Raw genomic sequence first — 21,905 nt, 5'->3', positions numbered from 1 at the left:
AGTAGGTGAATCTTGTTCGTATCGTTAAGTAGAACTTACGGATAATGCCGCAAACCCCGCCCAGTAAGGAGAACCGCATGCTCGACTTCAAGAGACTGACGCTACTGCGGGAATTGCACTTGCGCGGAAGCATCGCCAGCACCGCGCGCATGCTTGGCGTCAGCGCCTCGGCCGTGTCCCAGCAGTTAGCCAAGCTGGAAGCGGAAGCCGGGCTGCCGTTACTGGAACAGGTGGGGCGCAGCATCCGACTCACCCCTGCCGCGCAGCAACTGATTGCCCGTGTGGATGAGGCAGTGTCGCTGCTCGAAACGGCCAGCGCCGAATTGGAAAACCGGCGCAGCCGGATTCAGGGCGTCATCCGCTTCGCGGCCTTCAGTACCTTCGCGCGCACTTATCTACCCGAAACCTTGCGGAGTATGGCGGCAATCCACCCTGACGTGGCCATTGAATTTACGCAGCTCGAACCCAGCGAAGCATTGGATGCGGTAACCAGCCGTCGGGCGGACATCGCGATAGTCGACGAGTTCACCCACGTGCCGCGCCGTGCCGATTCCGGACTCGTCCGCACTTTAGTCACGACCGACCAATTGGACATCTACTTGCCGCATCCGGTTTCCTCGGTGGCTGAATTGGCGGAACTGAACTGGGCTTTCGAACCGCGCGGCACCGATGCCTATGTGTTTTCGCGCAACTACTGCCGAGCGCTGGGCTTCGAGCCGCGGGTGCTTTTCGATTCCCCCGATCCTCGGCTGCACTGCGAACTGGTTGCCGCCGGGGTAGCCGCGGCGTTCCTACCTCAAATGGTCTTCAACAGTTTCGGCCCACGCCCCGGAAACATCACCCGGTTTGAGCCGCCGGCAGGGCTGAACGCGCCTCCGATGTTCCGCGAAATCCACGCCGTAGGCCGACGCAGCAGCAACCTCCGACCGGCCGCCAAGAGCTTCCTGCAGGTCTTGCAGGACGTTGCCCGTTAAGCGCACGCCCCAAAGGAGAACCATGCTCGATCTAAATCGCATTCGCCTGCTGCGCGAAGTCAGCCTGCACGGCAGCATGAGCGCCGCGGCGCGAAGCCTGTCCTATAGCCATTCAGCCATCTCCCAGCAGCTCTCCCTGCTGGAACGAGAAACGGGCGTCAAGCTATTGGAACGCGCGGGCCGCAATGTACAACTGACCGCAGCGGGCCGCGAACTGGTACGAAATACCGAAACGGTGCTCGCCGCCATGGAAAAGGCTGAGTCAGATCTGGCCGCCTCCCATGGGCGAGCTCAAGGTGCGTTCACCGTTGCGGCGTTCGCGAGCATCAGCCGCGCGGTTATCCCCGCTGCACTGGTGCGCATCGCCCAAGAGCATCCCGACCTCGAAGTACGAATCCAGCGCTACGAACCCGAAGACGCCATCGTACGGTTGGCCTCTCGACAGGTTGACGCGATCATCACGGACTCTTTCCCCGGGACCTCTTCGGGCAGCGCCAACGGCCTGCACACCACGATTCTTGGGCAGGACCCGATCCGCGGTTACCTGCCGGCAGGGCTGGAAGTCTCCGATGAGCAGGCTGCCGCGACCATTCCTTGGGTCATGGAGCCCGCCGAATCCGCCGCCGCGCAATGGGCCCTGCGGATGTGCCGGGAACGTGGCTTCGAACCACGAGTTCTACATGTCTCCTCGGACGTACTCTTCCATCTGCGCATGGTCGAACGCGGACTGGCGGCTGCCTTCCTGCCGGACATGCTCATTGCCGAAACAGGCAGTCGGCTGCAGCCAAGCAACTGGTTGCCTGCCGACCAACGTCGCACCCTACTGCTCATCGCCCGCAAGGGATCGGAGCGCAACCTGGCCCTTACAGCCGTACGGCAAGCCTTAGAAGACGAACTTCGGCATGTCGACAAACTGTAAGTAAAACTGACATAAAACTGTCTAGATCTATCGCTTTTCATAACGGGATTTGCTTCCTAAATTGGTACTCAACACCACTGATCGAGTATCTGAAAGGAGCGGATCCACATGACCGCCAACGACCTGGCCCTGTCGGACTCCCCCACCAACAACATTCTGGACGCGCCCTCCCTGTGGCCAGCTCAGGCCCACACTCCTACCGTGAACGGACGCCAGTTGGTCATCGAGCGCGGCGAAGGAGCTTGGCTCTACACCTCAAATGGCCGCAAGCTCTTCGACGGCACCGCCGGACTATGGCACGCGAATGTCGGGCATGGCAACGCCGAGCTGGCGCAGGCCGCATATGAGCAAATGCTGCAGCTGGAGACCTATCACATCTTCGCTCGCTACTCGAACGACAAGGCCATAGCGCTGGGCGAAAAGCTGGCAGAGCTCAGCCCCATCGAACGCGCCAAGATCATCCTAAACTCGGGCGGTTCTGACGCTATCGACGTCGCCTGCAAACTCGCCCGCAGACACTGGCAGCGCGAAGGCCGCGGCACTAAGAAGATCATCCTCTCCCGCGAGTTCGCCTACCACGGCTTGCACGCCTACGGCACTTCCATTGCGGGACTTGAATTCAACCGCGAAGGCTACGGCAGCGACTCGTTGGTACCGGAAACCGCACGCGTCAGCTTCAACGACCCGGCCGAGGTCGAAAAGGCCATCGAGCGTATCGGGGCCGAAAATATCGCGGCCTTCGTCACCGAGGCCGTACAGGGCACCGGCGGGGTCAACCCTCCGGCTCCGGGCTATCTGGAAGCCATCGCCCGGATCTGTCGCGAGAAAGACATCTTGTTCATCCTCGACGAGGTCATCACCGGCTTTGGCCGCATGGGCACAATGTTCGCGGCCGAATACTACGGCCTGGAACCAGACATGATCACCTTCGCCAAGGGCGTGACCAGCGGCTACGCACCGCTGGGCGGGGTCATGGTCGCACCGCGGATTTGGGAGCCGTTCTACGTCGATTCCCCTGACACTCCGATCTTCCGACACGGGGCCACTTATGCCGGACACGCAACAGCCAGCGCAGTGGCGCTAAAGCATCTGGAGCTCTTGGAGCGCGAACAGCTCGTGGACCGGGTGGCGCAGCTCGCCCCGCAGCTGCGCCGCGAGCTCGACGCCCTAACCGCCGGTCGCGCAGCGATCACCGAGGTGCGCAGCGCTGGTTTGCTCGGCGGCGTCTCACTGCACGAATCACTTTCCGCTGAGCAGATCTGCGACGACCTGGTCGAACTGGGCTTCATAGGCCGGCCACTGCGCGGCAACACCATCCAAATCAGCCCGCCATTCATCGTCACCGAGGCTGAACTGTCCAATTTCATCAACGCCATCGGCGAAGCCATCGACGCTAGGAGCGGCAAGTGAACACGACTGTTCAGCACAGCACCAGGCCGCTGGCCGCGAACCCGCAATATGTCGCCGATGCCGATTCCTCCATCGCCGCCCTGCACGGTCCTGCCTCAGGCATCGCAGTCCACGATCCATCCACCGGTGAGAAGATCGCCTTCGTGCCCGATTCGACGCCGGAGGAAGCGCTCGCCGCAGTGGGCCGAGCACAAACGACCGGGGTTGCCTGGGCCGAGCAGAGCGCCAGGCACCGCGCCAGTATCTTGCACCGCTGGTACGAGCTGCTCATCGATCATGGCGATCAGCTCGCCAAGCTGATCTCCCGGGAGATGGGCAAGCCGCTGGCCGAAGCCCGTGGCGAGGTGAAGTACGGAACCGACTTCGTGCGCTGGTATGCAGAGGAAGCGGTCCGCCCTGGCGGTAATTTCCAGCCAGCTCCCGACGGTGGAGCTGATATCCTCACCCGCCGCGCCCCGGTGGGCCTGGCGGTGTTGATCACTCCCTGGAACTTCCCGTTGGCTATGGCCACCCGCAAGATCGCCCCCGCGCTGGCCGCAGGCTGCCCCGTCGTCATCAAGCCGGCGACCGCGACACCGCTGACCACTTACTACGCTGTAAAGTTGGCCGTGGAAGCAGGAGTCCCCGAAGACCTGATTCAGGTGGTTTCCACCTCTGGCTCCGCCGCCTTCAGCCAAGCGGTTCTCGCCGATCCGCGCGTGCGAAAGATTTCCTTCACGGGATCCACACCAGTTGGCCGCACGCTGCTGGAACTCGCTTCGAAGAATGTGCTGCGCAGTTCCATGGAGTTAGGCGGCAATGCTCCACTCTTGGTATTCAACGACGCCGATTTCGAGCGGGCCATCGAGGGTACGATCGCAGCAAAGCTACGCAATGGCGGTCAATCCTGCATCGGAGCCAACCGGATTTACGTGCAGTCTGGCATCGCCGATGAGTTCGCCGCCGAACTGGCCCGCCGCTTTGCCGAGGTCGAGGTCGGAGCCGGACTGAGCGACAGCGCGCAGCTCGGCCCGCTGATCGATCAGCGGGCGGTGGATCAGATGCAGGAGCTGGTCCAGGATGCCCTCAACGGCGGCGCTCACTTACTGGTCGGCGGGCATGGCTACTCGGAGGCAGGGCACTTTTACGCCCCGACAGTGCTGGACCATGTCGCCCCGCTGGCGCGGGTCTCCCGTGAGGAGATTTTCGGGCCGATCGCCGCAATCCGCCGCTTTGACAGCGAACAGCAGGTGCTGGACTGGGCCAATGACACCGAGTTCGGCTTGGCCGGCTATGTATTCACCCAGGACGTGGACCGTGCTTTGAATGTCGCCGACCGATTGCAGACCGGCATCGTGGGCATCAATCAGGGCGTCCCCTCCAACGCCGCCGCACCATTCGGCGGTGTCAAGCAGTCCGGACTGGGCCGCGAAGGGGCCAGTGAAGGTCTCGAAGAATACCAGTCCATCCGTTTCTACAATATTTCACGCCGTTCCACCCGCTAATTGTTCATGGACATTCAGGTCCACAGCATTACCAGAGAAGAGAGTCCACCGATGCACGTCTCCGTTGTCAAAGAAATCAAGCCCGCAGAACAGCGCGTTGCCATCACCCCAGCCGGGGTCGCCGCACTAATTGCCGAGGGTCACACGGTTCGCGTCGAATTCGCCGCCGGAGCCAACGCCGGCTTTAGCGACGAGCAGTACGCCGCTGCTGGAGCGATCCTCGTGAATCAGGCCGAGGCCTGGGCAGCGGCCGAATTACTGGTCAAGGTCAAGGAGCCCATCGCCAGCGAGTACCAATTCCTCCGCGAGGACTTGGTACTGTTCACCTATCTGCATCTGGCGGCAGATCGTCCGCTGACTGAAGCCCTGCTGCAGGCTCGAACCCTGTCAATTGCCTACGAAACTGTCCAAGACCACACCGGTTTGCCGCTCTTGACCCCGATGAGCGAAATCGCTGGCCGCCTGGCCGCCCATGCGGCGGCCACTTACCTCACCGGCCCGGAAGGCGGTCCAGGAAAGCTGTTGGGCGGTTCACCGGGAGTCGCCCCGAGCCGCGTACTGGTCATCGGCGGCGGCGTGGTAGGCACTCAAGCTGCACAACTGGCTCTCGGCATGCAGGCGGAGGTCACCATTCTTGAAATGTCGCCAGCCCGGATCCGCCAGCTCAATGACCTGTTAGGCAACCGCGCTCGCGTGCTGATGAACGATCCGCTGACCCTGGAAAGCGAATTAGCTCAGTCAGACGTGGTCATCGGTGCCGTGCTTATACCAGGGCGGGCCGCTCCGAAGGTCGTGACCCGTGAACAGCTCGGTCTGCTCAAGCCCGGATCATTGCTGGTCGATGTGGCCATCGACCAAGGAGGAGCTTTCGAAACCTCGCACGCCACGACATACCAGGATCCCATCTTCGAAGTCGACGGGGTCCGCCACTACTGCGTGGCTAACATGCCAGGCGGCGTACCCCAGACCTCGACCAAGGCCCTGACCAACGCCACCTTGCCGTACGTTTTGCAATTGGCGAATCAAGGCGTCGAGGCTTCACTGGAATCGAATCCTGCGTTGGCGAAAGGCGTCAATACGAAGGACGGATACATTGTCTACCCGGGCGTGGCGACGGCTTTCGCAGATTTGCCGAACACCACATCATCATCGCTGCTGGTCTGAGCTTGTTGCTCGCCCATGAGGTGTCCGAACAGAGGACCTAGGTTGGTAGGCACCCCTTAGAGTTACAAGTGAAGACGTAGCAACTGGCACTGTCGCTCGACAGTGCCAGTTGCCGCATCCGAACCCTTTTCTTTCCGCAGGACACCAGAGATCAGCGGACAAATTTTCGTCTCATTGCCATTGTTTCCGTTGAGAGTCCTTTCCAAGTTTGCGTTAGAGGCGTGGATCATAGAGAGAAATAGAGCAGAATAAATTTACTCAAGAAGTTGAAGAGACTTTGTATTTGGAGATTAGGCGAGCTGCTGGTCTCGGCTTTTCATCGCATCGTAGCTAGTGCGCGTTAAATTGGGCCAACAGCTGCCGATGGAGAACTTCTTGCTTATCAGAGCCGAGCACCACGTCCAGCAGATCCACCGCAGCGGCTCCATAGTCTCCGGCTCCGAGATCCACGCTGATGATGTCCGGATCCGCCGCGTCACTGATTGGATCTCCAGGCAGTGCAGCGAATAACGGCAGAGTCTGCTCGGCAGCGCTGCGGGAGTGCCAGGCTTTGCGCAGAGAAGAAGCTAATCCTTGATAAGCAACGACTACCAGCTGAGGTGCGCTGTCAATCATGGCGTCGATAACACCGTCCAACTCCGTGCCGGCGGCAGCAGGTACTGCGTGCAGGTGAGCTTGGACGGTACGTTGCGCAGCTTGGGCAGAGAATGCTTCCCTGATCTCTTGGACCCAGATGGGCTTCTGCTCCAGACTCGCACCGACCAAGAAAACCGAGCTCAATTCACCTGTGCGTTCGGCCGCTTCAAAAATACGTCCAATGCATTCCTGATAATCAATACTGACGGTTCCGCAAATCTTCTCCGCCTGTTCTGCATCGACATTGCCAACGGTGACGACAGGAATTTTTTCCTGAGCCATTTGCTCGATGGTGCGGTCCCGCGAGGTGGGGTCGCAAATGATCACCCCGTCCACCGGGGCATTGAGGGTCACTTCGGATGTTTCGTCGACGCTCGTGTACAACATCAGATTGCTTTTGCGCTGAGCACAGGCCTCGGAAACTCCGAGTACCAACTGCATGTAGAAGGACAAGGAGCGCACATCTTTAGGGATGACCAGCCCAATGGTTCCATACTTGTCCGCACGCAGTTGCTGGGCGGCCTTATTGGAGACGTACCCCATGCTTGCAGCAGCTTGAAGCACTGCTGTGCGGGTCTCTTCGGAGACGCGGCCACGGCCGTGCAGTGCGTTGGAGACCAGAGTTTTTGAGACACCGATCTCTTTCGCAATGTCCACGATGGTCACACGTTTTTTCTCCATGGCATCAGTCTACGCAAGCGCAATTTAGGAATTGACTCTTGACGCGAGCTGTAACTGCAGTCACAATTTTATATTGCTGGAACGTTCCAGCATAAAGACTCGCAGGAGAACCACATGCCCACCTCTTCTCTATCAAACCGTGCCAGACTCACGCCCAAGGTGATCGGTGGATTCATTGGCAGCGGCGTCATTTCTTTGGTGGCCGCAAACTTCGTCCCGGTATTTATGTCCGGAATGACCAACGATCTGGGATTCAGCCTAGGCAACGCCGGACTGGTTGCCACCGGAATGTCCCTAGCCTCGGTCGCGGCCATGTGGATTTCTAATCTCTTCGTCGCAACCCGCAGCCGTGCATTGATTGCCCTGATCGGCATCGCTGCCATGGTGGCTGGCTTCGGCACAGCAGCCCTGTTCTACACAGCGGCTGGGGTCTGCATCGGTCTACTGATTGCCGGAGCAGGTTGCGGCGTCATGGGAGCTGCCAGCATGGCAGCAGTGTCCTCCACCGAGAATCCGGACCGGGCCACCACTGTCGTAGCCGTCATCAATCGGGCCGCGGTCTCGGCACTGTTTCTACTCGCACCGATCTACTTCAACGACCTGCGCCAGGTCTTCGTTGTTCTATGCATCTTGGGCCTAGTAGGAGCCACACTGGTACGTGGCCTGCCGAACATGCCGCAAGGACTGCTCAGCCACAAATCCTCCGAGCCTACCGACCGCGTCGCCGCCCTGCGCCCTGTAGGCATCGTCCTCGCATTAGCCTTCGGTGCCTGGTCCATGACCGAGGACATGGTCTACTCGCTGACCTCTGCCGTCTTAGGCATCCACGCTGGACTGAGCGAAGAAGCCTCCACGTCCATGCTGGCCTACAAGGTACTTGGTGGCTTACTTGGAACTGTGCTCGCCCCACTAGCACTAAAGAAGTTCGGCCGCCCGGCATCCATCCTGGGCATCGTCGCCGTCAGCACCATCACCAAATATCTGATGATCACTACTACGACCCCATGGGTTTACATGACTTCCATCGTGGTCTGGGGCATCGTCTATATCGCCATCGTGATCCTCGTTCTCGGACTGGCCTCCAGCATCGACATCTCCGGACGCACAGGAGTGTTCGTGAACAGCATCTACGTGATCGGGATCGCCCTGGGCCCCATGGTAGGCGGTCGGTTGCAACCGACCATGACATTCAGCGCCTACGCCCTACTGGTTTGCCTTCCGGCAGTCATCTTTGGACTCGTCATTGCCTATATCGCCCGCCGTTGTCAGCACAACGAAAGAACCACAACCGCCCGGCAAACCAATGCCGCAGTGAACAGCTAGAAAGACACGTAACTATGAAAAACGCAGCTGATCTGATCATCAACGCAACCAAAATCCACACCCTCGCCGGCACCTCGGTGCAGTCCCTAGCCATCTCCGAAGGAAAACTTCTGGCGCTTGGCACCACAAACGACACTGCCGAATTCGCGGATTCCGACACCGAAATTATCAGCATCAACGGAGTCGTCACCCCCGGCCTCATCGATGCACACACTCACGTTGTAATGGGAACCATCTGGACCCGCGGCATCAACCTCACAGACCTAAGCCGCGAGGAAGTCTGCACCGCACTATCCGAACAAGCCGCACGGACCGAGAAAGGCGCTTGGCTTATGGGTTGGGGCCTGGATCCAAACATCTTCACCGAACAATTCGACGGCCGCGTTTTCGACGAATACACTGCCGACTTCAACGCATTCCTGCGAATGCGCGACGGCCACTCGGCGGTAGTGAACTCCACTGCCATCGCCACCGCCGGGTTGACCGGCGCCGAAATGTTTGAAGACGAATCAGCCGTAGGAGTAGATTCTGACGGTGCACCCACCGGCTATTTACTAGAATTTGCCGCTATGGCTACGGTGCTTGCCCACTGCCCAGAGGAATCTATCCCTGAAATAGGCACACGCCTGCTTGAACGGCTCGAAGACATGGCCGCCTGCGGCCTGACCGCCACCCATGTTTTGGACTTGGAATCACCGGCATTGGAAGTAGTGCAGTGGATTGAGGAGAATCATGAGCTGCCCATCGAACTGCGCTTTTCGCCCATGATCCACCCGGGAACCAAGGCGCCTCAGTGGGAGCAGCTGGCCGCATTGCAAGGAACCCATGGACGGCGCTGGCGCATCGAAGGGGTCAAGTTCATGATCGACGGGACCATCGACAACGGCTCAGCTTGGCTGCAACGCCCAGACCACTTCGGTGAAGGAACCAAATCCATTTGGACCAACACCGACGACTACCGCCAGGCTTTGAAATTCTTTGCCAACCGCGGCGTCAGTACCGCTACCCACGCCATCGGCGACCGCGGGGTGGAATTCGTCCTCGACTGCCTTGAAGAACTCGGCGAAAATCGCGGTCTGGCAGCCCACCGCATCGAGCACATCGAAACCATCCCGGATGAGACGGTTGCACGCTTCGCCCAATTGGGTGTCGCCGCTAGTATGCAACCGATCCACGGAACCCACCACACCAAAGCCGACCAAAGCGACAACTGGTCACAACGTCTGGGCGCCGAACGGGCCGAACACGGTTGGCGCTGCCGCGACCTAAGAGAATCCGGAGCCACCTTGGCGCTGGGGTCCGACTGGCCCATCACCCCCTACGATCCGCGAGAAATGATGTCTGATTCAATTCTGCGTCGTCCTGCACGCAAGGCCGAGGTGGCACCAGTACAACCGGATCAAGGATTGAACGTCCTCCAAGCACTGGAAGGCTATACTTCACACGCGGCCCGCGCATCCAACTTGCAACATAGCGTAGGCACCCTCGCCACTGACTTGTACGCCAACCTCACCGTGTTCGCACAGGACCCACTAGAGCAAACCGGACAAAGCATCGCCGACATCGAAGTACTGACGACATTCATCAAAGGGAAAGACACCAAAAAGCTCAAGCAGTCGGCCGCAATCAACTAGACCCCACCATTCGCAGAACCTCAGAAGATGGTTTACTACTTTGCAGCGCCTAAAGGCTCACGACCAATCCACTACGGTCTATGCATAGCAGGTGTCACGAAGCGACAATAACATCGTTTCCTACGGCCATCTTGATACCGCGGAAAACATATATATGGCAGCCATGATTGTTCATACTTTCTACGGCAATATCACTGGAAGTTGCCTCGAACAACGCAAAATTCCTCGTTCATGACGAAGCAATTGCAGAAAGTGCCGGCCTGATTTCTCAGGCCGGCACTCTCCTTTCGACTCAGCAGGTCTGTCGGAAATAAGCCGTCCCGGAGCCGCGGAACAAATATCTCCCCTACCAGTTAGGCTCGCACCAGCAACTACCAACAATTCAGCTAGTGGTTTTGCTTGTCCTTGTTCAGGTATGGATCTTGGACACCGCCCGCGTGTGGTCGATGCGGCCGTTGCCGGTCCCTGATCATCGCCGCGGTGGTGCGGATGAACACCGAAATCCAGGTAAAGAGGATCGCCACCGCAGAGAGTTCAAAGCCGGTCAGGTTGTAGTAGCCCCAGGAGTTCCACAACAAGAACGCCAGCCACAGCGCACCCACCGCAGACAGCGACATCAGGTGGAACACCGCCGGGTGCCCGGGCAGCAGTACCCAGGTTCCGAGCAGCAGGATCACCATGGCACCGGAGGCAAGCTGTACGAAGGCCGAATGCACCTGCGGAGCAAGGTCCATCGGGATGCTGCCCACACCGATCACCCCAATGGACACCGCGATCAGGCACCAGCGCACCACGCGCGGGCGGGGTCGCAGCCTGCGGATCATCGGGTAGCGTTCAAGGCTCGGCCGGCAGCGGTAGGTCTGCGAGAGCACTGCAAGGTCGCGGGTGAGGAATTCTGCGAAGGCGGCGAGCACCAGTCCGGAGATCACCATGGTGGTGTTGAAGGTCCAGAAGGATCCCATTCCCGAACCAGAGGTGCCAAGGGTGGAGAACATGCCCTGCCACCAGATCTGGTTTTCGGCCAGCAGCATGCTGATCAGCACCCCGGCGGCCATATAGATGCCTAGGACGATCGAGAGGTTCTCGGCGTTGGTGCGCGCGGTAGCCACCAGCGACAGGTACGCGCTCAGCCCCGAAATTGCAGCGACCGACAGCGAGGCCGCCAGCACATCCATATGAAGGCCGAAGAAAGCCTGCTGGAACAAGTAGGAGACGACCAGCGTGATCATCACCGTACTGGCAACATGCACCACGACCAGGCCCAGCCCCACCACGTACTGCCGCCATTTGGGGATGTCCCGCAGCCAGGTTTCGCGGTGGCGCAGCAGCCGGCGGAACGCATAGGCGCTGGCGGTGCCGGCCGACACCCCGGCGGTCACCGAGGCAACGCTTCCCACCGAGAGCCCGCCGAAGAGCGCCGGCCGCTGCCCGGCAAAGATAATCAGCCCCGTGCTCAGGCCGAAGAGCGCACAGAACAGGCCCGCCCACAGCGCATAGCGTTCAATGTCTAGCTCTGAAATGCGCTTGGCCCGGAGGTTCTTTTCTACTGGTGACTGCACGGGTCTCATTCTTCCACGGGTACCTGGTCTAGTTCAGGTTCAGGATTCCGTTGATCAGCAGGCTGATCGCTCCAGTGAAGGCGACGAACACGACGAAGGCGCGGCTGAACTTCGGCGGGATCTTGGGTGCTAGGAAGTTGCCCAACAAGATGCCCAGGATCAATGCACCGACGCAGGCGATCCACTGCGCCAGCGATAGGTCCGGGATGCCGCCCTTGGCGATGATCGAGGAGGAGGACACCACCAGGAAGTACAACTGCACGGAGATTGCGAACTTCGACTGCGGCCAGCGGCTTGCCACCGCGTAGCCGGCAATGGCAGGCCCGGACACTCCGGCTGTCACCGACATAAAGCCGGAGACGGCACCGGCGCCGATGGCCAGCCCATTGCTCTGCGCGGCAGGCAGGTTGCGGATCAGGAAGCTGGAGCCCAGTGCCAGGATCACCATGATGGCGATGCCAATGGACAGCCACGGCCCATCCATCCATGATGCAACCCAGGCGCCGGGGAAGGTCATCAGTACGGCGGGGATCAGCAGCAGTGCAACCTTTTTGTATTCGACTTGCCTGAATACCTGCAGGAAGATCAGCAGGCTGCTGAAGGCGCCGAGCAAGTTCACCACCATGATGCCGTGGTAGGGGCCCAGCGCCATGACGATGAACGGCGATGAAACCATAGCGAAGCCCATCCCGGAGATCCGCTGGGTGGATGCGCCGAGGAAGACTGCAGCCGCAAGGCCAAACACTGCGCCTAGATGTACTGCCTGATCCACGCGGCCTCCGATTCCCTTGAAAAACTCACCACTATTACGTTAGTCGAGATGGTGCATAGTCTTCGAATGGAAAATTTTCGGCATCCAGAAATAGGCTTGGTTCATGAGCGCACACACTGATTATCTGGTCATCGGCGGCGGAGCCATGGGTTCGGCCACCTCCCATTTCCTTGCTGCGGCCGGCCATGAGGTGGTGCTGCTTGAACGGTTTGATCCCGGCCACGTGCAGGGAGCCTCCCACGGCAGCACCCGCAACTTCAACCCGGCCTATGACCACCCCGAATATGTGCGCTTCCTGCAGCGCTCGCAGCTGCTCTGGGACGAAGTGTCGCAGCAAGCAGGGGTGCAGCTGCTGCACCGCACGGGACTGGTCAACCACGGCGACGTTCCCGGCCAGCGGGTCATCCACCGGGTGTTGGGTCGAGCGGGGTTCGACAGCGAACTGCTGAGCATCTCCGAGGCGCAGGAGCGCTTCTCCGGAATGCGCTTTGAAACCGAAACACTGTATATACCGCAGGGCGGACAGCTCAACGCCGATAAGGCGGTCAGTGCCTTCCAGCAGCTGGCCGCGGCGAATGGCGCCGAAATCCGGCACGGAGCCCGGGTGCTGCGCATCGAGGTGCTCGGCGACGAATTGGCCTCGGTCACGGTGCAGGATGCCTCCGGCGAGCACATGATCACCGCGCGGCATGTTGTTGTCACCGCTGGTGCGTGGACGCAGGCTCTGCTCGGAACCACCCTTGAGCTGCCGAGGATCCACGTCACCGAGGAGCATCCGGTGCACTTTGCGCTGAAGGATCGCGATGCCTTCTGGCCGGGATTCAACCACACCCTCGATCCGGCGCGGAGGACCGGCTCAAGGGTCTTCGCCCCGGTGTACGGAATGCACACCCCGGGTGAAGGCATCAAGGTCGGATGGCACGGTTCGGGAGCGGTCATCGACCCGGAACACCGCCCGCACCTGGTGATCGAGGAACAGCTTTCCGCGCTGCAGGACTATGCCGCGCGCTGGCTGCCGGGGGTTGACCCGCAGCTCTTCGAACCGGTCTCCTGCACCTATGCGAACACCGAGGACGAGCATTTCATTCTCGACCGCTTCGGCCCGGTCACCGTGGGCGCCGGCTTCAGCGGCCAGGGCTTCAAGTTCGTCCCGGCCATCGGCGAACACCTTGCCCTGCTGGCCAGCGGCCGCACCGGAACCATTCCCGCATTCAGCGCCGGACGCACCATCGACACCCCGATCTTCCTCAACCGGCGGGCCCAGGCTGGGCTGGCTTAAATGCAGCATCCCGCATCCGCCGAGAGAAGCAACGGCAGATGCGGGATGAAGCGGCGTTTAGGAGTGTTCCTCCACCTTCAGGTACCTGGTTTCAGGCCGTGAGCTGTAGAACTCCGAGCGGCGCTTGCGTGCACCGATCAGGAACACCGCGCCGAGCAGCAGGATGCCGGCGCCCACCAGGAACACCAGTCCCATGCCGGCAATCTCGGTGCCCGAACCGTAGGCAGGATCCAGCGAGTCGATGATGGTCTGTGCGAACACCGCCACCAGGGCAATGCCGCCCAGCAGCGGGGCCAGTCCGCGGGTGAAGAAGTTGCGCGCCGAGGCGAACAGCGTGTGCCGGAAGTACCAGACGCAGGCGAACGCGGTGATGCCGTAGTAGAAGCAGATCATCATGCCCAGGGCCAGGATCGTATCGTTGAGCACGTTCGTGGAGACGAAGCGCATCAGCGCATAAAACACGGTGGAGATCACCGCAGCAACGATCGTGGAGAACGCCGGGGTGCCGAACTTCGGGTGGATCCGGGTGAACACCTCGGGCAGCGCACCGTGGTGGCCCATGGCGAGCATCGAGCGGGCAGGCGAGATCATCGTGGACTGCAGCGAGGCGGCGCAGGAGGCGAGGGTGGCCAGCGACAGCAGGATCGCCGCCGGGCCGAGCACCGGGCCGCCCAGCGAGGCGAACACGTTGCCGATGCTGTCAGGATTGGCAAGGCCCAGCCCGGTGTCCCCCACGCCCGCGTACACGGTCGCGGCCACGGAGGTGAGCAGGTAGATGCCGAGCACGATCACCGCGGTGAATCCTGCGGCCAGGCCGGAAGTGCGCTCGCCGTTCTTGGTTTCCTCGTTCATTGACAGGCAGACATCCCAGCCCCAGAAGGCGAAGATCGACAGGCTCAGGCCGATGGCCATGGCGGAGAAGGAGTCAATGCCCATCGGGTTGAACCACTCGAAGGAGAAGTCGACGGCCGGGGCGGCCTTGGCGAAGGCGGCGATGGAGAACCACACCAGCAGCACTACCTGGAATCCAACCAGCAGGTACTGCACCAGCGAGGCAGCATGCAGGCCGCGCACCGAGACCCAGGTGGCCCCGAACATGAACACCAGGCAGGTGGCCACGTTGATCCACGGGTTGGAGGCGAGCTCGGCCAGCGAATCATTGCCGGTCAGCTGCGCGAGGAACAGGTAGAAGAAGTCCACCGCCACGCCTGCAAGGTTTGAGAGCACGATGATGTTTGCGGCGAGCATGCCCCAGCCGCCCATCCAGCCGGCGCGCGGCCCGAAGGCCCGCCACACCCAGGTGAAGGTGGTGCCGTTGTCCGGCATCGCGCGGTTCAGCTCGCGGTAGCCCAGGGCCACCAGGAACATCGGGATGAAGCCGAGGATGAAGATCGCCGGCAGGTGGGTGCCTACCGCCTCGGCGGTGGGTCCGAGCGTACTTGCCAGCACATAGCTGGGTGCGATGGTGGAGACGCCGATGACGATCGCGGTAAACAGGCCGATCTGTCCCGCGGTCAGGCCCTTGCCGGTCTCGGTGACGGGGCTGGTGCTCAGGGTGCTGGTCTTGGTGCCGCCGTTCATATCACCGGTGCCTTGTCTTCGGCGCAGAGCGCGAGTGCGTCCATCATTGAACCCTCCAGAAACTAAAACGAATGAAATTCATTTAAGATGATAGAGAGTGACCCAGCTCTCACGCAAGGGAAAAATGAACGACTTTCATATATCCGGGGCCTAAAGGAACCAACGCTCCACGACCCGTCATTAAAAGGCACACCTCACCGCCGCATTGCACGGCAACCGGCACAGGAATCGCACACAGAAAATTAAATGCAGAATGCCCCCGAGCTGCAGTAGCTCAGGGGCATTCTGGGTGAGGTTTTCCAGCCGCCGCTAGTTTGCAGGCACCTGCTGGGTAATGCAGTGGATACCGCCGCCGCGAGCGTAGAGCTCGGTGGCGTCAACCGCCACGACCTCGCGCCCCGGATAGGCATCAGCCAGGATCTTGGCCGCCACCGCGTCGTTCTCATCATTGAAGGAGCAGGCAATCACGCCGCCATTGGTAACCAGGTGGTTGATGTAGGAGTAGTCCACCCACCCCTCCTCGTCGCGCAGGGTCTTCGGCGCTGGAACGCCGATCAGCTGCAGCTTGCGACCCTTGGCGTCAACCGCGGCTTCCAGGGTGGCGCGCACCTGGGCGGAGATTTCAAAGTCCGGGTGCTCCGGGTTCTGCTGGTCGTGGTAGAGCGCCACACCGGGAGCCGGGAAGCAGGCCACAATGTCCACGTGCCCGCGGGTGCCGAACTCCTCGTTGTCGCGGGTCAGGCCGCGATCGAGCCAGATGACCTTGGAGACGCCGAGCTGCTTGGCAAATTCCGCCTCGATGTCAGCCTCGGTGGCGTTCGGGTTGCGCCCCGGGTCCAGCTGCACGCTGCGGGTGGCGAGCATGGTGCCTTCGCCGTCCACATGGATGCCGCCGCCTTCGTTGGTGATCGACGCCTGTACGCGGGTGGTGTCCTCGAGGCCGGCCACCGCGGCGGCGATCTTCGAGTCCTTGCCCCAGGCCGCCCATGACTGGGCGCCCCAGCCGTTGAAGTTCCAGTCGATGGCCGACAGTGCGCCGTTTTCATCGCGCACAAAGGTCGGGCCGATGTCGCGCATCCACGCGTCGTCCAGCTCGTGCAGCTCATAGGCCACCGCATCTCCCAGGTGGCGGCGGGCGTCGGCCTCGGCCGACGGGTCAACCACCATGGTCACGGGGGTGAAGGCTGCCACCGCACGGGCGACGTTGGCCCAGGTAGTGCGGGCCGCCTCAGCGTCTTCTTCGGTGTCCCCCAGGGTGTAGCCGCTTGAGGGGAAGGCCATGTAGATGCGCTGATGCGCCTCGGTTTCGGCCGGCATGAAGAACTTAGACATGTGCACCTTCCTCCTGCTCGCCCAAGGCCGAGTCATTGCGCTGCTGGGTCATCGCCGCGTAGGTTTCAGGGCGGCGGGTGCGCAGGAATGGGAAGAGTGTCAGCCAGTCGCGGCGGGCATCCAGGTCAAGGGTTGCCACCAGCACCGCCGACTCGTCGCGCGGGGCGCGGGCCAGCACGCGGCCATAGGGGTCGGAGATGAAGGAGGAGCCGTAGAAGGTCAGCGCGCCCTCGTCGCCCCAGCGGTTGGGAACGACCATGAACAGGCCGTTGGCGATGCCGTTGCCGATGATGGTCTGGCGCCACAGCGGTTCGGTGTCGAAGTCCGGATGGTCAGGCTCGGAGCCGATGGCGGTCGGGTAGGCCAGCAGGTCGGCGCCCGCCAGCGAGTAGATGCGCGGCGGCTCGCTGAACCATTCGTCCCAGCAGGTCGGCAGGCCCATGGCCAGGTCGCCCAGGGCCTCGATCTTGTGGACCGGGTATGGATCTTCGGCCGGACCCTCGCGGAAGTACTTGTCCTCGTAGTAACCGGCGGTGCGCGGGATGTGCAGCTTGTTGGTCAGCGCGACGATCTCGCCCTCCGGGGAGACGACCACTGCGGTGTTCAGGCCCAGGCCATCCTCGGCGGGAGCCTTGCGGAACAGCGAGATGTGCACGTGCAGGTTGTACTTGGCAGCCATTTCACGGGCGAAGGCCACGGTGGGGCCGGTCTCGAGATCTTCGGCGGTCTCGTCGGCGGCTTCCGGGTTCGGCACCACGAAGGCCGGGTACTTGCTCAGCGTAACCTCTGGCAGGTAGACGATCTGTGCACCGTGGGAGGCGGCACGGGCAATGCCGTCTTCCAACTCATCGCGCAGCGCCTGTGGATCTTCATGCCAGCGGTGCTGGACCAGCGCAATGGTAATTTCGCCGCGCTCAGGTGCGTCGACACGGGCCAGCGAGGTGGGGGCCGAAAGTGCGAGTACTTCCTTCATGGGGTGCTCTCCAAGAAAATAAACGAATGAGATTCGTTTAAAACTATAGGCAGTGTTCCGCCGCTCGCGCAAGGCTAAAACGAATGTTTTTCGTTTAAGTTCGATATGCTCTAATCAGACAGAATTCCAGGAAGGTCGCTTTCACCATGGCACGCCCCTCAAAGCCAAAGCTCAATACCGACGTCATCGCCAAGGCCGCGCTGACGCTGGTAGACAAGCACGGTGAATTCACCCTCCCGCAGCTGGCCAAGGCGCTTTCCGTCAGCGCCTCATCGCTCTACAACCACGTGCAGGGCAAGGATGAGATCGTTGAGCTCATGCGCGGACGGGCCATGTCCGCCATCGAACTGCCGCAGGGCGAGAGCGAAAGCTGGCAGCAGACGGTGTGTTTGATCGCCACCGCCTACTGGAACTCCTATTCAAAGCACCCGCGGCTGATCCCGCTGCTCACCAGCCATACGGTGCGCGACCGCACCACCTTGAGAGTCTACGACGCGCTGGCCGAGGCGTTCGCGCAGGCAGGCTTCGGGGCCGCGCAGCGATTGCAGGCAATCACGATTGTCGATTCCTTCGTGCTCGGTTCGGCACTGGACGCCGCCGCTCCACAACTTGTGTGGGAGGCAGACGACACCTCAAGCCAGCAGTTCAAGGAAGCGCTTGATGCGGGCCTGCCCATGGAGCAACGCGCCGAGGTGACGTTCACACTGGGCCTGGACGTCATCCTCGATGGGCTGTCGTCCATCCCCCGTTCCTAGTGCGGAGTACAGGTCAACCTCTTGTTGGCGCCCAGGAGTCCTGCCGTCGCATGGACCTGGGTGAAGCTCACCGGCACCGACTGCCAAGAATTGTAATTTGCGTAAATGGCCACGGTGAACGTGCGGTCGAAACCAACCAATAGGTCAAGCAGTGCTCCAAGCAGGCTGTTGCTGGAAGTGATGCTCGTGCTGTAGCTGCGCGCAGAAGCCGCCAGAGCTTCACTCTTGACCGTTGAGCTTCCGTTGAGCTGTCCGGTCACCGTGAAACCCGTGGGAGCAATTCCCGTCGTTCCCCAGTTGAACCTGATGGTTTCGCCGTTGCCTTGAACATTCGTGCAGGTCACGTTGGCTGGCGGCGCGAGCGTTGCCGCCTGCGGAGATCCTGCGGCCCTTGCACTGCCCAAGAATGCCGCCTCGGTGGAAACAGGCGAGGGAGCCATAAGTCCCAGACCGAGTAAGCAGGAGGCGAGCACGCCGATCAGCACTACTCGCCCCAGAGCCGAGGGCTTGGTCGCGTCCGATTTCCCGGATGCGCGGGGTACTGTAGAGCCCTTGCTCTTTTTTCCCTGAGGGCCACCGTTGCCGCCGCCGGAGGGCCCCTTCTTCTGCCCCGTGGAACCGAAAGCCACAAATAATAGGTAGGCGCACAGCAGCCCACCTAGAAAATACGCCCACGGCTGGCTCATCCAGGACACGACATAGCCCAGCAAAGGAACGCTGAAGATCAGCTTCTCGACCGAAGCAACGTGATATGGTTGCAGGTCGGCAACCGGGTTGGCATCGCCCTTCAGCACCAGGCCTTCGGGCAGAACCTCGACCACCCGGTGAGTAATTCGCACATCCTCGCTGGTCTGGACCGAAACAACATCCCCGACTGCGACCTCATCTATGTTTACCGGCACCGCGATGCCAAGCGCACCGGTGGGAATCGTCGGGCCCATTGAACCGCTGACGAATATCAGTGGCTTCAGTCCAAAGAGCACCGCGGCCAGGGCAAAGATCAGGCACACGGCTCCCAGCACGGCACCGACGTTCAGCGCCGCCGATTGGAATGTTGTTCTTTTTCCGACCATCTTATGACCCGACCGAAGCGGTGAAGACGACGTCGATCTTTGTCGTCACGCCCTGCAAATTGCTGACCGCGGTCGTGGGCAGCGTGTATTGCACGCAGAAAGATTCCGACCCATTGGGTGCTAGTTGGGTGGGTCTGGCGACCGGCGCGTCGAATGCCGCTCCGGCGGCCTTGGAAATAACAGACGTTCCGCCGGTGCATGTTGCTGCAGGGGCGGTGCCGGTGACGGTTCCCCCGCTGCGCACCGAGACCTGCATTGCCTTCCCCAATTCATATTGGGAGGACTCGGTGATGGCACCCTGCATGGAGTAGGAGACCGCCACCGAACTGTTGTTCTTGACCGTCACCAGGGCCGCGGCGCTTGATCCCGGATACCAAGCGGTGCCTGAGAGCGGCACGGTGTAGGTACTGGTGGTTGCGGACGTGGCGTTGGCTCCCACGCCCAACTGCACCGTCGCGGAGGTAATGCTGGTGGTTGCTGTTGCGGTGCCAGTCCAGGCAGCAAGTGTGGTCACAGTTCCAAAGCCAGCGAGCAGGCCCAAGGACAGCAACGCCTTAATCTTTGTCGATCGGTTGCTCACTGGTGGCTTCCTTCCTCGTTGGAATTGGCGCCGCTCATGCGGCTAAGGATCGTTCGGCCGACCATTCCGGCGACCACCAGCGCCAGGCCCGCGAACAGCGGCCAGGACCCAAAACCGGTATCAGGCAGTTGATCTGGAGTAGGCGAAGGTGATTCGCCCTCGGCGGCAAGTTCACTGAATCTCACCTGAAGTTGCAGTAGCTCGGTCCTGCCAGCCGACAGGTTCCCGGCGCCCTTCGGCAACTCGACCTGCAGTGCAATCCAAGTCTTTTCCTGCGGGGCTAGCCGGAAGCTCGACTCTCCGATGGTCGTGAACTGCAATGCTGATTCTTCCTCCAAGACCTTGGGAGTCACTGCCATTTCTACCCCAGCTGAATGATCATTGCGGATCCAGATCCCTCCAACACGCCGGTCCCCCGGAATCATCCGTACCGCATCGTCAAAAATTGGAGCCGGGTGGTGGGTAAAGCTGCGTCCATCTGTGCTGAAACTAAATGAATCATGCTCGACCTCGTCTGCCGCGCTCGGCACGGCGGTAATGCCAACGGCAGCCATGGCTAGCGCAGTACCAACACCCATTTTGCTCAGCCTCGCCCGAAGAATCACGACTTCACCTGCTTACGGCGATCGCGAATTGCGCCGGTAAACATCACCAATGAATAGGCAGACAAACCGATAACAGCTGTCCACGTGAGCCAGGTACGCTGCTGTCCGGTGAGGGCCGAATTCAGATAACCTAACCACGGCAGCGAGTACCAAAGCCGGCCCCGCACCTGTTCGCTTTGCACCGGTGCATCATCAACGTTGTTCGCGTCTCCACGCGCTATCAGCCGCTTGCTGCCGTCGACCTTCACATCAATGCCTACAACTCGATGCGTCACGACCGCCGGCTTTCCGGATTCCAACTGATAGGTCACTACATCCCCGGATTGAATCTGGTCGAAGGGCACCGGCTTGACCACTATGAACTCCCCTGGCGGATAGGTGGGGCGCATGGATCCTGTCAGCACGGTGTAGGTTGCGGCCCCGCCGATCTTCGGGACCACAATCATCACCGCGATCAGTAGGACAACGACGAACAGGGCAAGCCAAGAAACGATCTGCCCGATCCACCAGAAGACCCCTGTTTTGGCTCGCTTGCCGTGGTGCTGTCGCCGCGTTGAGGTGTTCACGATTGCTGCCCTACAAATCTCAGGACGAGGCTGAGCTTTCCGCCGGAGGCTTGTTGTGAAGCATTCGAAGGAAGCGCCACGCGGACGCAAAGAGATTCAGCAGAGCTTGCCCCTGGCCCGGCTGCGAGGACTCGGTTCTGGCCGAACTTCGCACCGGTTCCGAGTGGTCCGGAATAAAGAAGTTGACCGGTGAGGGCCGCGTCGGCGGCGCAATCCTGCGGGTTCATTCCCGTATAGATTGACAGCAGACTCTGCTCAGCAAGCGACCTGTCCGCCGCAGTAGCATTGGCCGGGGCGCTCACAGCATCCGCGAGGTTGTAGCTCAGGTCCACCGAACCGGTATTGAGAACTTCCAAGGGTGCCTGAGCGAACTTTCCAGGCAAAATGTTGCTCTCCTCCAATTGGCTGAAGTTCAAAGTGGCGCTGCTCTGACCTCCGGATGCCAGCATCAGCTTCAAAGATCCTGTCGTCATCGCGCCGGCGTCAATTTCATTATTGACGCGCCACGACGCGACCGTGCCCTGCGCACTCAAACCAAGCACCAGGATCACGGCCGCGACGAAGAGAACTTTAAGCTGTTTCGGCATTACTCTCACGAGAACAGT

At 60.9% G+C, this 21,905-nt stretch carries 20 protein-coding genes; 9 read left to right on the top strand and 11 right to left on the bottom strand.

What is annotated here, in order from left to right:
- Positions 1-77: 77 nt before the first annotated feature.
- From RUH64_RS01455 to ald, 5 genes are all read left to right on the top strand, one after another.
- The gene (locus RUH64_RS01455; RefSeq protein WP_313810747.1) at positions 78-974 is read left to right on the top strand and encodes a LysR family transcriptional regulator; all 897 of its coding nucleotides are present in this window, start codon (positions 78-80) and stop codon (positions 972-974) included.
- 22 nt (positions 975-996) lie between these two features.
- Positions 997-1,893 (top strand): LysR family transcriptional regulator, encoded by an 897-nt coding sequence (locus RUH64_RS01450; protein WP_313810745.1) that lies wholly within the window; start codon positions 997-999, stop codon positions 1,891-1,893.
- A gap of 108 nt (positions 1,894-2,001) precedes the next feature.
- Positions 2,002-3,303 carry an aminotransferase class III-fold pyridoxal phosphate-dependent enzyme gene (locus tag RUH64_RS01445; protein ID WP_313810744.1) on the top strand — a complete coding sequence of 434 codons (1,302 nt, stop codon included), beginning with the start codon at positions 2,002-2,004 and terminating at the stop codon, positions 3,301-3,303.
- Positions 3,300-4,787, top strand: a complete 1,488-nt coding sequence (locus RUH64_RS01440; RefSeq protein WP_313810742.1) for an NAD-dependent succinate-semialdehyde dehydrogenase — start codon at positions 3,300-3,302, stop codon at positions 4,785-4,787. Before RUH64_RS01445 ends, RUH64_RS01440 begins: the two co-directional genes overlap by 4 nt.
- Before the next feature lie 51 nt (positions 4,788-4,838).
- The gene (gene ald / locus RUH64_RS01435; protein ID WP_313810741.1) at positions 4,839-5,951 is read left to right on the top strand and encodes an alanine dehydrogenase; all 1,113 of its coding nucleotides are present in this window, start codon (positions 4,839-4,841) and stop codon (positions 5,949-5,951) included.
- Positions 5,952-6,281: 330 nt separating this feature from the next.
- Here the strand turns inward: ald and RUH64_RS01430 are convergent, their stop codons facing one another.
- Positions 6,282-7,268, bottom strand: coding sequence for a LacI family DNA-binding transcriptional regulator (locus RUH64_RS01430; protein WP_313810740.1), 987 nt, complete (start codon positions 7,266-7,268; stop codon positions 6,282-6,284).
- Between the two features lie 114 nt (positions 7,269-7,382).
- Here RUH64_RS01430 and RUH64_RS01425 point away from each other — a divergent pair, with 114 nt between their 5' ends.
- Both RUH64_RS01425 and RUH64_RS01420 read left to right on the top strand, forming a co-directional pair.
- Positions 7,383-8,591 carry an MFS transporter gene (locus tag RUH64_RS01425; RefSeq protein ID WP_313810739.1) on the top strand — a complete coding sequence of 403 codons (1,209 nt, stop codon included), beginning with the start codon at positions 7,383-7,385 and terminating at the stop codon, positions 8,589-8,591.
- 14 nt (positions 8,592-8,605) lie between these two features.
- The gene (locus RUH64_RS01420) at positions 8,606-10,225 is read left to right on the top strand and encodes an amidohydrolase (RefSeq protein WP_313810738.1); all 1,620 of its coding nucleotides are present in this window, start codon (positions 8,606-8,608) and stop codon (positions 10,223-10,225) included.
- A 386-nt stretch (positions 10,226-10,611) separates the two neighbouring features.
- Here RUH64_RS01420 and RUH64_RS01415 read toward each other — a convergent pair whose 3' ends face one another.
- Positions 10,612-11,784, bottom strand: coding sequence for a hypothetical protein (locus RUH64_RS01415; RefSeq protein WP_313810737.1), 1,173 nt, complete (start codon positions 11,782-11,784; stop codon positions 10,612-10,614).
- Positions 11,785-11,812: 28 nt separating this feature from the next.
- The gene (locus RUH64_RS01410; protein WP_313810735.1) at positions 11,813-12,556 is read right to left on the bottom strand and encodes a sulfite exporter TauE/SafE family protein; all 744 of its coding nucleotides are present in this window, start codon (positions 12,554-12,556) and stop codon (positions 11,813-11,815) included.
- A 103-nt stretch (positions 12,557-12,659) separates the two neighbouring features.
- Here RUH64_RS01410 and RUH64_RS01405 point away from each other — a divergent pair, with 103 nt between their 5' ends.
- Positions 12,660-13,835 carry an FAD-dependent oxidoreductase gene (locus RUH64_RS01405; RefSeq protein ID WP_313810734.1) on the top strand — a complete coding sequence of 392 codons (1,176 nt, stop codon included), beginning with the start codon at positions 12,660-12,662 and terminating at the stop codon, positions 13,833-13,835.
- A gap of 57 nt (positions 13,836-13,892) precedes the next feature.
- Here RUH64_RS01405 and RUH64_RS01400 read toward each other — a convergent pair whose 3' ends face one another.
- The 3 genes from RUH64_RS01400 to RUH64_RS01390 all read right to left on the bottom strand — a co-directional run bounded on the left by RUH64_RS01400 (position 13,893) and on the right by RUH64_RS01390 (position 17,721).
- A complete protein-coding gene (locus tag RUH64_RS01400) occupies positions 13,893-15,416 on the bottom strand; it encodes an APC family permease (protein WP_313810733.1) in 1,524 nt (507 codons plus the stop codon).
- Between the two features lie 309 nt (positions 15,417-15,725).
- Positions 15,726-16,748 (bottom strand): agmatine deiminase family protein, encoded by a 1,023-nt coding sequence (locus tag RUH64_RS01395; protein WP_313810732.1) that lies wholly within the window; start codon positions 16,746-16,748, stop codon positions 15,726-15,728.
- Positions 16,741-17,721: a nitrilase-related carbon-nitrogen hydrolase gene (locus tag RUH64_RS01390; RefSeq protein WP_313810730.1), complete on the bottom strand. Its 981-nt coding sequence runs from the start codon at positions 17,719-17,721 to the stop codon at positions 16,741-16,743. The genes RUH64_RS01395 and RUH64_RS01390 overlap by 8 nt, the downstream gene beginning before the upstream one ends.
- 146 nt (positions 17,722-17,867) lie before the next feature.
- Between RUH64_RS01390 and RUH64_RS01385 the strand changes: the two genes are divergently transcribed.
- Positions 17,868-18,476 (top strand): TetR/AcrR family transcriptional regulator, encoded by a 609-nt coding sequence (locus tag RUH64_RS01385; protein WP_313810729.1) that lies wholly within the window; start codon positions 17,868-17,870, stop codon positions 18,474-18,476.
- Here RUH64_RS01385 and RUH64_RS01380 read toward each other — a convergent pair.
- Genes RUH64_RS01380 through RUH64_RS01360 form a run of 5 tightly spaced genes read right to left on the bottom strand, consistent with a single transcriptional unit; the run spans position 18,473 to position 21,896 of the window.
- Positions 18,473-19,549 carry a signal peptidase I gene (locus tag RUH64_RS01380; RefSeq protein ID WP_313810728.1) on the bottom strand — a complete coding sequence of 359 codons (1,077 nt, stop codon included), beginning with the start codon at positions 19,547-19,549 and terminating at the stop codon, positions 18,473-18,475. The two genes, RUH64_RS01385 and RUH64_RS01380, sit on opposite strands and share 4 nt — an antisense overlap.
- A gap of 1 nt (position 19,550) precedes the next feature.
- On the bottom strand, positions 19,551-20,129 hold the full coding sequence (locus RUH64_RS01375) for a hypothetical protein (protein ID WP_313810726.1): 579 nt from the start codon (positions 20,127-20,129) through the stop codon (positions 19,551-19,553).
- Entirely contained in the window at positions 20,126-20,707 is a 582-nt protein-coding gene (locus tag RUH64_RS01370) for a hypothetical protein (RefSeq protein WP_313810724.1), read from the bottom strand. The genes RUH64_RS01375 and RUH64_RS01370 overlap by 4 nt, the downstream gene beginning before the upstream one ends.
- Positions 20,708-20,730: 23 nt before the next feature.
- A complete protein-coding gene (locus RUH64_RS01365) occupies positions 20,731-21,300 on the bottom strand; it encodes a signal peptidase I (protein ID WP_313810723.1) in 570 nt (189 codons plus the stop codon).
- Positions 21,297-21,896: a hypothetical protein gene (locus RUH64_RS01360; RefSeq protein WP_313810722.1), complete on the bottom strand. Its 600-nt coding sequence runs from the start codon at positions 21,894-21,896 to the stop codon at positions 21,297-21,299. The genes RUH64_RS01365 and RUH64_RS01360 overlap by 4 nt, the downstream gene beginning before the upstream one ends.
- Positions 21,897-21,905: the final 9 nt, after the last annotated feature.

The sequence above is a fragment of the Glutamicibacter sp. genome, assembly GCF_032154645.1.
GTDB lineage: Bacteria > Actinomycetota > Actinomycetes > Actinomycetales > Micrococcaceae > Glutamicibacter.
This window is presented reverse-complemented; position numbering and strand designations above follow the sequence as displayed.